The following is a 12,333-nucleotide window of genomic DNA, read 5'->3' as shown; positions in this document are numbered from 1 at the left end:
GCGATTCCTTATTTCAGCGGCGAGTTTTTACGCTCGATGCTGTAGCGCTCAAGTTCTTTGTACGGCACAACTTTGCTCTTCTTCTTACGCACATCGACCACGGTCATACGGTCGGTACAGGAGTAGCAAGGATCGAGGCTACCAATAATCAGCGGGGCATCGGAAACGGTGTTGCCACGCAGCATGTAGCGCAGCGTCGGCCAGTTGGCGTAAGTCGCCGCGCGACAGCGCCAGCGATACAGTTTCTGGTTGTCGCCAGTCATACTCCAGTGGATGTCATCCCCGCGCGGCGCTTCAGCAAAGCCCAGCGCAAAGCGGTGTGGAATGTAGGTGAAACCTTCCACAGCCAGCGGGCCGCCAGGCAGGTTGTCCAGACCAAAGTCGATCATATTCAGTGCGGTGTAGACTTCATTGATACGGACTTTCAGACGAGAAATAACGTCGCAACCCTGCTCACTGTGAACTTCCATCGGCAGCAGGCCATAGCCCACAAACGGGTGATCGGCGCGGGTGTCACGCGCATGGCCGCTGGCGCGTACCATCGGGCCGACGTTACTGAAGTCACGGGCAATCTCCGGATCCAGACGGCCAATACCTACGGTACGCTGTTCCATGTTCGGCGTGCTGAGCAGCATATCGACCAGTTCCTGCACGTCACGACGCATCTGCTGCGCCAGTTGACGGGTCTGGATCATATCCTCTTTCAGCAGATCACGACGAATACCGCCGATCAGGTTCAGACCGTAAGTTTTACGTGCCCCGGTGAGGATCTCCGCCATCTTCATGGAAGTTTCACGCACGCGGAAGAACTGCATAAAGCCGGAGTCAAAACCGGTAAAGTGACAGGCCAGGCCGAGGTTCAGCAGGTGCGAGTGCAGGCGTTCAACTTCCAGCAGAATGGCGCGGATCATCTGCGCACGTTCCGGCACGACGATGCCCATCGCGTTCTCGACGGAGGTGGTATAGGCGGTGCTGTGCGCAAAGCCGCAAATGCCGCACACGCGGTCGGACAAGAAGGTCACTTCGTTGTAACCCATGCGGGTTTCCGCCAGCTTCTCCATGCCGCGGTGGACATAGAACAGACGGTAGTCGGCGTCGATGATGTTCTCGCCGTCAACAAACAGACGGAAGTGACCGGGTTCATCAGAGGTGACGTGCAATGGGCCAATCGGCACCACGTTGTTTTTCTTGTCGCCCAGTTCGTTGATGAACTCGTAGGTTTCAGCATCGGTAGTCGGCGCGGGGCGCTGGCGATAATCCATGCTGTCTTTACGCAGCGGGTAGAGTTCGTCCGGCCAGTCATCCGGCAGTACCAGACGACGCTCATCGGGCAAACCAACCGGGATCAAACCGTACATATCGCGCACTTCGCGCTCGCCCCAGACCGCAGCAGGCACGCGCGGCGTGACGGACGGGAACTCCAGCTTATTGGCATCGACCTCAACGCGCACGGTAATCCAGCACTTGGTACCCTGCTCCATCGACAGCACGTAGTACACGGCATAATGACCACACAGCTGACGTTCGTCGTTACCAAACAGCACGGACAACCAGCCGCCCTGTTTGTAGTACAGGAACTCCACCACTTCCGGCAGGTAGTTCACCTTGACGGTGATCGTCAGCTGATCTTTGGTCTGCCAGGCTTCATCCAGCACGACGCCCGGGAAGGCCTGGTGCAGCGCCGCGAGATATTGTTGACCTAATTTTTCTTCAGACATGCTCAAACTCTCTTAAATCACGCCACCAGCAAGGAGACGAACGCTAAAAACGCAAACCCAAAACCGGCCCAGGTCACGCGTGAAGTGGCACAAAAACGCAGACGCGCCATGCTGTTTTCGAACAGGGCGATGACCAGCACGCCGAGAACCAGTTTGACGACGGCAATTACCAGTGCCAGCAGCAGCCCACCCGAGGTGAAGGTTTCCATCTGTCCCCACGGCAGGAACACGCCAACGAACATTTGCAGAACGACCAGTTGCTTAAGGCTAATGCCCCATTTCAGCACCGCAAAACCGCTGCCGCTGTATTCGGTCAATGGACCTTCCTGCAGCTCCTGCTCTGCCTCTGCCAGATCGAACGGCAGTTTGCCCATTTCGATAAAGGTGGCGAAAGCACAGGCGCACAGCGCCAGAATCAACGGAATGCTGCGTGCAGCAGGCCAGTGATAAATGGTATCGGCGATATTGCTGATATGCGTTGAGCCAGCAACCTGCGCCGCAACCCACAGACCCAGCAGCAGGATAGGTTCAACCAGCACGCCGAGCATCGCTTCGCGGCTGGCGCCAATAGCGGTAAACGGGCTACCGGTATCCAGGCCCGCGATAGAGAAGAAGAAGCGGGCGATGGCGAACAGGTAAATTAAGGTGATCAGATCGCCCAGTTGCGGCAGCGGTGAGCCAACGGTCACTACCGGCAACGCGGTGGCGATAGTCAGCATCACACCCACCATCACAAACGGCGTCAGGCGGAAAACCCAACTGGAGTCCGCAGGCGCAATGCTCTGACGGCCCAGCAGTTTGATAATGTCGCGGTATTCCTGCAAAACGCCCGGACCGCGGCGATTGTGCAAACGCGCACGTGCCACGCGGGTAATACCGGACAGCAGCGGCGCAACGGCAAACAGCACCAGCGCCTGAATTAACGGATATAGAACACTCATTCTCAGGCTCCTCGTGAAACCACAATCACCACCAGTACCGCCAGCTCAATCAGCGCCAGGCGACGGAACAGCACCGGTGCAGCCGCATTCTGCCAGCCCGGAACCAGTGATACCGGATTCAGCCATTTGCGCAGTTTGAGTACCGGCGCAAAGGCTTCTTTCACCGGCATGGCAAAACCGTGTGCGGTAATGACCATTGACTGCTCGTGATCGTAACCACACACCCATGCCGCACCGCGTGAACGCGATGGCAGACGGTTGCCTTTGAAAATCGCCATGATGATGAACGGCAACAGCGGACATGCGATCAGCAGCAGCGTGATCATTGGCTGAGAAACGGTGGTGTTCGCGGTTTCCAGCGGCAGCGGAACGGCAGCGGAGATCATCGGCAGCAGCCACGGCGCAGCAACGCCCCCAATCACGCAGCAGATAGCCAACGCGACTACGCTAACGCCCATCAGGATTGGCGCGCAGCAGGCATTTTCAGCTTCCTTCGTGCGCGGTGCGCCAAGGAACGTAACGCCATAGACTTTCGCCATACACATCACCGCCAGCGCGCCGGTAATCGCCAGTCCTACCGCCAGCAACGGTCCTAACAGACGACCGACAAAAGCACCGCTGTTGCCAAGCTTAAAGAAGGACTGGTAGATAACCCACTCACCGGCAAAACCGTTCAGCGGCGGCAGTGCGGCCATCGCCATCAGGCCAACCAGCATCGCCAGAGAGATAACCGGCATACGTTTACCGATACCGCCCAGTTTTTCGATATCACGATGACCGGTACGGAACCAGATGCTGCCTGCGCCCAGGAACAGAACGCTTTTGAACAGGCTGTGGTTTACCAGGTGGTACAGACCGCCGGTCAAACCCAGCGCAATCAGCGCAGGTTGATTCAGGGAAATTCCGGTTACGCCAGCGCCCAGCCCCAGCAGAATAATGCCGATGTTTTCCAGCGTGTGGTATGCCAGAAGACGCTGAATGTTGTGTTCCATCAGCGCATACAGACCGCCGACAAACGCGGTGATCATTCCCAGCACCAGCAGCGTAATGCCCCACCACAGCGGCGCATTACCGCCCAGCAGCGACAGGGAGAGAATACCCAGCAGCCCCACCTTCATGACGACGGTAGAGAACAGCGCCGCAGCCGGTGCGCTGGCATTGGCGTGTGCCTGTGGCACCCATCCGTGCAGCGGAATAATCCCGGCCAGCAGGCCAAAACCCGCCACGCCCAGCAGCCAGATATCAGACCCGAGCGGCAGCTCCTGAGTGCGCAGGTCAAGCAGGCGCAGCTCCAGGGTGCCGTAGCGTTGCCACACCAGGTAGCAGGCAATAGCCAGCAGTAGCGTGCCAACGCGGCCCAGCGCAAACCACAGTTTGCCCTCTTTGCTGCAGCCGGTGAGGAACACGGCACACAGCGCCATGATTTCCGCCATCACCACCAGCGTTCCGAGGTTGCTGGCAACCACCGCACATACCGCCGCGGCCATCAGCAGATTCACCAGCAGCCCGTTGGCTTTTACCTGCGGATGACGATGCCAGTCAATGTTGTACAGGCTGACAAACAGGCCGCACAGGCCCAATGTAATCAGCCAGATAGCGTTCAACGGGGTAATTTGCACACTGTGACCAATAAATGGCATCACACCGCTTACCGCCAGAGCATTAGTCAGTACGGTGAAACCCGCAGCCGCTGTACACAGGCTGCCAACCGCACCGCCAACCCCGGCAATCCAGCCGCTCAGCGGTTTATGAAATGAAAACAGAAATGCCAGAACCGCAGCCGCCGTAAACCAGGCTACGCCGCTGTTAATCAGTGAAATTGCGCTCATTTTGCATCCCCACTCTGAGCCTGCTGAAACAAGGTGAGATCGCCGAAGTCGGTATTGAAAGTCAGCTCACGCTTACGTTTGCTGGCGCGGGCAATATCCACGTTACTCACCAGGTGCAGGGCTTTGGTCGGGCACATGCGTACACAGGCCGGACCAAGCTCGTCAAAACTACACAGATCGCATTTCACCGCGATGGCACGAATACCCGGAACCCAGTCCAGCAACGTGCTCACGCGGGCAGGCGCTGGCGGAGCCGGAGGCGCTTTTGGCGTATTGGCGTTTGCCGGGATATGCAGCGGACGGCTACCGGAAAACTCAATCGCGCCAAACGGACAGGCGATCCCGCACAGTTTGCAGCTTACACACAGGCTTTCATTCAGCTGCACGGCACCATCAACGCGATTAATCGCATTAACCGGACAAACGGTGGCGCAAGGCGCATCTTCGCAATGGTGGCAAAGCTGCGGGGCGGATTCTTTTTCATTTAACATCACTTTCAGGCGCGGCATTGACTGCAGGCCATGCTGGCGATGTGTCTCTGAGCAGGCGGCTTCACAGGTGTGGCAGCCGATGCAAAGAGTGGAGTCAGCAATTACAAAACGATTCACCAGGCATTCCTCAGGTGATAGTCATTTTTGACGAAAACATGTCTGGAAAATGTCATTTCGACATTTTTCGACATGCCCATTCCCTAAACGTCGTGACGCAGTATGAAAGTGCATCATGACAAAAGTGGGCACACCCAAGGCTTAAGCCGGGCTATGTCCCTCAATCAGTTGGCTTAAATTCACCGGCATATTGTTTTCAACCGCGGTATAGAGGCTGTCGTAGACGGTGGCGATTTTTTCGAGATAGTGCTCCAGCACCTGCTCGCGATCGCGGTTGCTGATACGCTCATCAACCTTACCGTCGATGGTCAACTCAGCCTGTGCAATCAGTTGCTTATCATCACCGTCTTTCGTTTCAACGTAGTACTCGATGGTGTGGCTGTTAAAGCCGTCCGCCAGCGTGACGTAGATAGTGAAGTGTTCAAAAAGGACGAAGCAGAGATCCTTGTCCGGTGCGCAGCTCATTGCATGATGCAAACGCGCTTTTGACAGGGTGATCCCCTGAACCAGCGAGTTGCAGTAAATACGCCACTGGTCCTGTAGGCGACGATGCCGTTCAGCGATGTAATCGGCTTTTTCGCTTATTTCCCAAATAGTCATGTCAGGTTACCCGTTTAGCAGAGATGAACAGCTTTAAGCACATTTCATGCCAAAATTAAAAACCTTGATTTTCATATAGATAAAAAATCAAAGAGCGGTGACGACATGTCATTTCGTCATCGTCGTCATTGTCACGATCGAAAAAATTCAAGCTGGCATGTTTATTGCTTTTAATACGGCAACTTCACAGGAGGCGGTATGCACGAAATAACCCTCTGCCAACGGGCACTGGAATTGATTGAACAACAGGCCACGCAATACGGTGCTCAACGAGTAACTGGGGTCTGGCTCAAAATTGGCGCATTTTCTTGCGTAGAAACCAGCGCTCTCGCCTTTTGTTTTGATCTGGTATGCCGCGGGACCCTTGCAGAAGGTTGTAAACTCCACCTCGAAGAACAAGAAGCCGAATGTTGGTGCGAATCTTGTCAGCAATACGTCACCTTACTGACGCAACGCGTGCGCAGATGTCCGCAATGCAACAGCGATATGCTGAGAATTGTGGCCGATGACGGCTTACAGATTCGACGTATTGAAATAGATGAAACTCCAGCGCCGGATGCCGACGCCTAAGCGTCATCATCCGGCAACTGAAGTATCGCAAGTAATAAATCAGGAGTGAGCGATGTGTACGACATGTGGTTGCGCTGAAGGCAACCTTTATATAGAGGGTGATGAGCATAATCCCCACTCGGCGTTTCGCAGCGCGCCATTTGCCCCAGCGGCTCGTCCGGCGCTGAATATTACCGGGGTGAAGACCTCCAATTTCACACCGAGCCAGACTGAAGAAGGCGATTTGCATTACGGTCACGGTGAAGCAGGCACCCACGCACCAGGCATGAGTCAACGCCGGATGCTGGAAGTGGAAATTGACGTGCTGGATAAAAACAACCGTCTGGCTGAGCGCAACCGCGCCCGCTTTGCTGCCCGTCAACATCTGGTATTAAACCTTGTCTCAAGCCCAGGCTCCGGTAAAACCACGCTGCTGACCGAAACGCTGATGAAGCTCAAAGACAGCGTGCCTTGCGCCGTCATTGAAGGCGACCAGCAGACGGTTAACGATGCCGCCCGTATTCGCGCCACAGGTACGCCCGCCATCCAGGTCAACACCGGTAAAGGTTGCCACCTTGACGCACAAATGATTGCTGACGCCGCGCCACGTTTGCCGCTTGAAGACAACGGCATCCTGTTCATTGAAAACGTCGGGAACCTGGTTTGCCCGGCCAGCTTCGACCTCGGCGAACGCCATAAAGTGGCGGTGCTTTCCGTCACCGAAGGCGAAGACAAGCCGCTGAAATACCCGCATATGTTTGCCGCCGCGTCGCTGATGCTGCTCAACAAAGTAGACCTACTGCCGTACCTCAATTTTGACGTAGAAAAGTGCATCGCCAGCGCCCGGGAAGTGAACCCGGAAATTGAGATCATCCTGATTTCCGCCACCAGTGGCGAAGGCATGGACCAATGGCTCTCCTGGCTGGAGACGCAGCGATGTGCATAGGTGTTCCGGGTCAAATCCGCACCATTGATGGCAACCAGGCCAAAGTCGACGTTTGCGGTATTCAGCGCGACGTCGACCTGACGCTGGTCGGAAGCTGCGATGAACACGGCCAACCCCGTCTGGGTCAGTGGGTACTGGTCCACGTCGGCTTTGCCATGAGCATCATTAATGAAGCTGAAGCGCGCGACACGCTCGACGCGCTACAAAACATGTTTGACGTTGAGCCGGATGTCGGCGCGTTGTTGTATGGCGAGGAAAAATAATGCGTTTTGTTGACGAATACCGCGCACCAGAACAGGTGATGCAGTTGATAGAGCACCTGTGTGAACGTGCCGCACACCTCCCCTACACTGCTGAACGCCCGCTGCGCATCATGGAAGTGTGTGGTGGTCATACCCACGCTATCTTCAAGTTCGGTCTCGACCAATTGTTGCCCGACAACGTCGAGTTTATTCATGGCCCGGGCTGCCCGGTTTGCGTTCTGCCGATGGGCAGAATCGACAGCTGTGTGGAAATCGCCAGCCATCCTGAAGTGATTTTTTGCACCTTTGGCGATGCGATGCGCGTTCCGGGTAAACAAGGTTCTTTGCTACAAGCCAAAGCGCGCGGCGCGGATATCCGCATCGTCTATTCACCGATGGATGCGCTGAAGCTGGCGCAGGAAAACCCAACGCGTAAGGTTGTGTTCTTTGGCCTGGGTTTTGAAACCACAATGCCAACCACCGCCATCACCCTTCAGCAGGCAAAACAGCGTGACGTGCAGAACTTTTACTTTTTCTGCCAGCACATCACGCTTATCCCTACGCTGCGCAGCCTGCTGGAACAGCCGGACAACGGCATCGACGCCTTCTTAGCGCCGGGCCATGTCAGCATGGTGATTGGCACCGATGCCTATAATTTCATTGCTTCAGATTTCCATCGTCCGTTGGTGGTCGCCGGTTTCGAACCGCTCGATCTGTTGCAGGGCGTGGTGATGTTGATTGAACAGAAGATTGCCGCGCATAGCCAGGTTGAAAACCAGTATCGCCGGGTGGTGCCGGACGCCGGTAACCTGTTAGCGCAACAGGCCATCGCCGAAGTGTTCTGCGTCAATGGCGATAGCGAATGGCGCGGTCTGGGCGTCATTGAATCCTCTGGCGTTCACCTGACGCCAGACTATCAGCGCTTTGATGCCGAAGCGCATTTCCAGCCAGCGCCGCAGCAGGTGTATGACGATCCGCGCGCGCGTTGCGGCGAGGTATTGACCGGCAGATGCAAACCGCATCAGTGCCCGCTATTTGGCAAAACCTGTAACCCGGAGACCGCATTTGGCGCCCTGATGGTCTCCTCAGAAGGCGCATGTGCCGCCTGGTATCAGTATCGTCAGCAGGAGTGTGAAGCATGAACAGCGTACAACTCGCCCACGGTAGCGGCGGTCAGGCTATGCAGCAGTTGATCAACAGTCTGTTTATGGAGGCTTTTGCTAATCCGTGGCTGGCGGAACAAGAAGATCAGGCCCGTCTGGACCTGGCGCAACTGGTTGCAGAAGGCGATCGTCTGGCGTTTTCAACCGACAGCTATGTTATCGATCCGTTGTTCTTCCCGGGTGGCAATATCGGCAAGCTGGCCATCTGCGGTACGGCTAACGACGTGGCGGTCAGCGGCGCGATCCCTCGCTACCTCTCCTGCGGTTTTATCCTCGAAGAGGGTTTGCCGATGGAGACGTTGAAAACCGTCGTCAACAGTATGGCGGCGACCGCGCGTGAAGCAGGCATCGCCATCGTGACCGGCGATACCAAAGTCGTGCAGCGCGGCGCTGCAGACAAGCTGTTCATCAACACGGCCGGAATGGGGGCGATCCCCGCCAACATTCACTGGGGCGCACAGACCCTCGGCCCAGGCGATGTGCTGCTGGTCAGCGGTACGCTTGGCGATCACGGCGCAACTATCCTTAACCTGCGCGAACAGCTGGGTCTTGATGGCGAACTGGTCAGCGACTGCGCGGTATTGACACCGCTTATCCAGACGCTGCGTGATATTCCCGGCGTGAAGGCGCTGCGTGACGCGACCCGTGGCGGCGTAAATGCGGTAACGCATGAATTTGCCGCCTCATGCGGGTTTGGTATTGAGCTGTCTGAAGCGGCCCTGCCCGTGAAGCCCGCGGTGCGTGGCGTTTGCGAACTGCTGGGTCTGGATGCGCTTAACTTTGCTAACGAAGGCAAGCTGGTGATTGCCGTTGAGCGTCAGGCTGCTGAAACGGCGCTTGCCGCGCTGCGCGCACATCCGTTAGGACGCGATGCCGCAATGATTGGTGAAGTGGTAGAACGCAAAGGTGTGCGTCTTGCCGGACTCTACGGCGTGAAACGCACTCTCGATTTACCACACGCCGAACCATTACCTCGTATATGCTAACAGCCGGTTGGCAGCAAGCTGTAGGCCGGGTAAGACGCATTTGCGTCGACATCCGGCCTTTACGCTGCATTATCACCTGATGGCGTTTTGCCGATCGGGTCTACGGTTCGAGTAGCTGGACCAGTCCGGCAATAATTTACGACTTATACCTATAATTCATTTACCGTTTTCGCACCGTTCTGCGGTGCTTTTCCTGGAAAAGCAATATGTCGTATACACCGATGAGTGACCTCGGACAGCAAGGCCTGTTCGATATTACTCGTACATTATTACAGCAGCCCGACCTGCCGTCTCTCAGCGAGGCGCTTTCGCAACTGGTCAAGCGTTCAGCGCTGGCCGACTGCGCGGCTATTGTCTTATGGCAGGCACAAACGCAGCGTGCGCGTTATTTTGCGACGCGTGAAAATGGTAACCCCATCGATTATGAAGACGAAACGGTGCTGGCGCATGGCCCGGTACGCCGTATTTTGTCTCGCCCCGATGCGCTGCACTGCAACTATCACGAGTTTAACGAAACCTGGCCACAGCTGGCCTCTGGCGGGCTGTATTCTAAATTTGGTCACTACTGCCTGCTGCCGCTGGCGGCAGATGGACGAATCTTTGGCGGTTGCGAATTTATCCGTAACGAAGACCAACCGTGGAGTGAAAAAGAGTACAACCGGCTGCAGACCTTCACCCAAATAGTCGGCGTCGTTGCTGAACAAATTCAAAGCCGGGTCAGCAACAATGTCGATTACGATCTCCTGTGCCGTGAGCGTGATAACTTTCGCATCCTGGTCGCCATCACCAATGCTGTGCTCTCCCGCCTGGATATTGATGAGCTGGTCAGCGAAGTCGCCAAAGAGATCCATCACTACTTCGACATTGATGCCATCAGCATCGTGTTACGCAGCGATCGCAAAAACAAGCTCAGCATTTATTCCACTCACTATCTGGATGAACATCATCCGGCACACGAACAAAGTGAAGTGGACGAAGCCGGCACGCTCTCTGAACGGGTCTTCAAAAGCAAAGAGATGCTGCTGATTAACCTGAGCGAACGCGATACCCTGGCCCCTTACGAAAGAATGTTGTTCGAAACATGGGGTAACCAGCTACAGACTCTGTGCCTGCTGCCGCTGATGTCCGGCAATAATATGCTCGGCGTACTTAAGCTGGCGCAATGTGAAGAGAAAGTATTCACCACCGCCAATCTCAAACTGCTGCGCCAAATCGCAGAACGCGTGGCGATCGCCGTGGATAACGCCCTCGCCTACCAGGAGATCCACCGCCTGAAGGAGCGGCTGGTCGATGAAAACCTGGCGCTGACTGAACAACTCAACAACGTGGAGAGTGAGTTCGGAGAAATCATTGGCCGCAGCGAAGCGATGTACAGCGTACTCAAACAGGTCGAAATGGTGGCGCAAAGCGACAGCACTGTCCTGATTCTTGGTGAAACCGGGACGGGTAAGGAGCTGATTGCACGAGCAATTCACAACCTGAGCGGACGTAACGCCCGTCGGATGGTGAAAATGAACTGCGCGGCAATGCCTGCCGGATTGCTGGAAAGCGATCTGTTTGGCCATGAACGTGGCGCATTTACCGGGGCCAGCACGCAGCGGATTGGACGCTTTGAACTGGCGGACAAAAGTTCGTTATTTCTCGATGAAGTTGGCGACATGCCTCTGGAGCTTCAGCCCAAGCTGCTGCGCGTTCTGCAGGAGCAGGAGTTTGAACGTCTGGGCAGCAATAAACTGATCCAGACCGACGTTCGCTTGATCGCTGCCACTAACCGCGATCTGAAAAAGATGGTCGCCGATCGCGAGTTTCGTAACGATCTCTACTATCGACTGAACGTCTTCCCGATCCATCTGCCGCCGCTGCGCGAGCGCCCGGAAGATATTCCGCTGCTGGTGAAAGCCTTCACCTTCAAAATTGCCCGCCGGATGGGGCGCAATATCGACAGCATTCCCGCCGAAGCCCTGCGTACGCTGAGCAGCATGGAATGGCCGGGTAACGTGCGCGAACTGGAAAACGTCGTAGAACGCGCGGTTCTGCTCACCCGGGGCAACGTGCTGCAACTGTCCCTGCCGGATGTAATCGCTATGGCGCCGTCTACGCCGCCGGTGGCGACCGAAGTCGCGCAGGATGGCGAAGATGAATACCAGTTGATAATGCGCGTTCTGAAAGAAACCAATGGCGTCGTCGCCGGTCCTAAAGGCGCGGCACAAAGACTGGGGTTGAAACGCACAACGTTACTCTCGCGCATGAAGCGCCTGGGCATTGATAAGGATGCACTGGTTTAACGGATTATTGCCCGATAGCGTTACGCTTATCGGGCCTACGCCACTGGTGCGTTTGTCTTTGTCGGCCGGATAAGGCGCAGCCGCCATCCGGCATAGAATTGCTAAATCACTTCTTCCGCTGGTATTTCTCGGGTAACTCCGGCACCGGACGTTTGTCATCAATCAGATGACGCACGGTCAGAATCGGATGACGCCAGAGCATTCTGGGTCCAGCCCAACGCATAATTTGCTTCATCTCTTCGCGTTTAGCGGGCTGGTAACAGTGCACCGGACACTGTTTGCAGGCCGGTTTTTCCTCACCAAATACGCACTTATCCAGGCGCTTTTGCGCATAGGCAAACAACGCATCGTAATGCCCCGGTTCATCTGAAGCCTGCGGACACTGGCTCTCATACAGCGAGATCATTCTCTGGATCGTCATTTTCTCACGTGCAATACGTTTGCCGGACATGATGCCTCCACAATT

The 12,333-nt window shown here is 55.8% G+C and carries 12 protein-coding genes; 6 read left to right on the top strand and 6 right to left on the bottom strand.

Translation table 11 applies throughout. The features are described from left to right. Positions 1-8: 8 nt before the first annotated feature. From hycE to hycA, 5 genes are all read right to left on the bottom strand, one after another. Positions 9-1,718 (bottom strand): formate hydrogenlyase subunit HycE, encoded by a 1,710-nt coding sequence (hycE, locus tag GFC06_RS09675; RefSeq protein WP_016154186.1) that lies wholly within the window; start codon positions 1,716-1,718, stop codon positions 9-11. 17 nt (positions 1,719-1,735) lie between these two features. Then, positions 1,736-2,659, bottom strand: coding sequence for a respiratory chain complex I subunit 1 family protein (locus tag GFC06_RS09670; protein WP_046274832.1), 924 nt, complete (start codon positions 2,657-2,659; stop codon positions 1,736-1,738). Between the two features lie 2 nt (positions 2,660-2,661). Further along, complete coding sequence (hycC, locus tag GFC06_RS09665) at positions 2,662-4,488, bottom strand: formate hydrogenlyase subunit 3 (RefSeq protein WP_047499440.1); 1,827 nt, start codon at positions 4,486-4,488, stop codon at positions 2,662-2,664. After that, on the bottom strand, positions 4,485-5,096 hold the full coding sequence (hycB, locus tag GFC06_RS09660) for a formate hydrogenlyase subunit HycB (protein ID WP_016154189.1): 612 nt from the start codon (positions 5,094-5,096) through the stop codon (positions 4,485-4,487). The genes hycC and hycB overlap by 4 nt, the downstream gene beginning before the upstream one ends. A gap of 141 nt (positions 5,097-5,237) precedes the next feature. After that, positions 5,238-5,696: a formate hydrogenlyase regulator HycA gene (hycA, locus tag GFC06_RS09655; RefSeq protein ID WP_016154190.1), complete on the bottom strand. Its 459-nt coding sequence runs from the start codon at positions 5,694-5,696 to the stop codon at positions 5,238-5,240. 198 nt (positions 5,697-5,894) lie between these two features. Between hycA and hypA the strand changes: the two genes are divergently transcribed. The 6 genes from hypA to flhA all read left to right on the top strand — a co-directional run bounded on the left by hypA (position 5,895) and on the right by flhA (position 11,867). Continuing rightward, a complete protein-coding gene (hypA, locus tag GFC06_RS09650) occupies positions 5,895-6,266 on the top strand; it encodes a hydrogenase maturation nickel metallochaperone HypA (protein ID WP_016154191.1) in 372 nt (123 codons plus the stop codon). A gap of 52 nt (positions 6,267-6,318) precedes the next feature. Beyond that, complete coding sequence (hypB, locus tag GFC06_RS09645) at positions 6,319-7,191, top strand: hydrogenase nickel incorporation protein HypB (protein WP_049282632.1); 873 nt, start codon at positions 6,319-6,321, stop codon at positions 7,189-7,191. After that, positions 7,182-7,454 carry a hydrogenase 3 maturation protein HypC gene (gene hypC, locus GFC06_RS09640; protein WP_003037411.1) on the top strand — a complete coding sequence of 91 codons (273 nt, stop codon included), beginning with the start codon at positions 7,182-7,184 and terminating at the stop codon, positions 7,452-7,454. Before hypB ends, hypC begins: the two co-directional genes overlap by 10 nt. Next, positions 7,454-8,575, top strand: coding sequence for a hydrogenase formation protein HypD (gene hypD / locus GFC06_RS09635; RefSeq protein ID WP_019077547.1), 1,122 nt, complete (start codon positions 7,454-7,456; stop codon positions 8,573-8,575). The genes hypC and hypD overlap by 1 nt, the downstream gene beginning before the upstream one ends. After that, positions 8,572-9,582 (top strand): hydrogenase maturation carbamoyl dehydratase HypE, encoded by a 1,011-nt coding sequence (hypE, locus tag GFC06_RS09630; RefSeq protein ID WP_049282630.1) that lies wholly within the window; start codon positions 8,572-8,574, stop codon positions 9,580-9,582. Before hypD ends, hypE begins: the two co-directional genes overlap by 4 nt. A gap of 206 nt (positions 9,583-9,788) precedes the next feature. Continuing rightward, positions 9,789-11,867, top strand: a complete 2,079-nt coding sequence (gene flhA / locus GFC06_RS09625; protein WP_046274830.1) for a formate hydrogenlyase transcriptional activator FlhA — start codon at positions 9,789-9,791, stop codon at positions 11,865-11,867. Between the two features lie 106 nt (positions 11,868-11,973). On the opposite strand, the gene GFC06_RS09620 is transcribed toward flhA, so the two are convergent. After that, positions 11,974-12,318, bottom strand: a complete 345-nt coding sequence (locus GFC06_RS09620; RefSeq protein ID WP_003825888.1) for a nitrous oxide-stimulated promoter family protein — start codon at positions 12,316-12,318, stop codon at positions 11,974-11,976. Positions 12,319-12,333: the final 15 nt, after the last annotated feature.

The sequence above is a fragment of the Citrobacter braakii genome (assembly GCF_009648935.1).
Lineage (GTDB): Bacteria > Pseudomonadota > Gammaproteobacteria > Enterobacterales > Enterobacteriaceae > Citrobacter > Citrobacter braakii.
The sequence above is the reverse complement of the archived record's forward strand: the minus strand, read 5'-3'. Positions and strand labels throughout refer to the sequence as shown.

Excerpts from the sequence above, each read along its gene's own strand:
- hycE (WP_016154186.1), bottom strand. The coding sequence starts at position 1,718 with ATGTCTGAAGAAAAATTAGGTCAACAATATCTCGCGGCGCTGCACCAG.
- GFC06_RS09670 (WP_046274832.1), bottom strand. The coding sequence starts at position 2,659 with ATGAGTGTTCTATATCCGTTAATTCAGGCGCTGGTGCTGTTTGCCGTT.
- hycC (WP_047499440.1), bottom strand. The coding sequence starts at position 4,488 with ATGAGCGCAATTTCACTGATTAACAGCGGCGTAGCCTGGTTTACGGCG.
- hycA (WP_016154190.1), bottom strand. The coding sequence starts at position 5,696 with ATGACTATTTGGGAAATAAGCGAAAAAGCCGATTACATCGCTGAACGG.
- hypA (WP_016154191.1), top strand. The coding sequence starts at position 5,895 with ATGCACGAAATAACCCTCTGCCAACGGGCACTGGAATTGATTGAACAA.
- hypB (WP_049282632.1), top strand. The coding sequence starts at position 6,319 with ATGTGTACGACATGTGGTTGCGCTGAAGGCAACCTTTATATAGAGGGT.
- hypC (WP_003037411.1), top strand. The coding sequence starts at position 7,182 with ATGTGCATAGGTGTTCCGGGTCAAATCCGCACCATTGATGGCAACCAG.
- hypD (WP_019077547.1), top strand. The coding sequence starts at position 7,454 with ATGCGTTTTGTTGACGAATACCGCGCACCAGAACAGGTGATGCAGTTG.
- hypE (WP_049282630.1), top strand. The coding sequence starts at position 8,572 with ATGAACAGCGTACAACTCGCCCACGGTAGCGGCGGTCAGGCTATGCAG.
- flhA (WP_046274830.1), top strand. The coding sequence starts at position 9,789 with ATGTCGTATACACCGATGAGTGACCTCGGACAGCAAGGCCTGTTCGAT.
- GFC06_RS09620 (WP_003825888.1), bottom strand. The coding sequence starts at position 12,318 with ATGTCCGGCAAACGTATTGCACGTGAGAAAATGACGATCCAGAGAATG.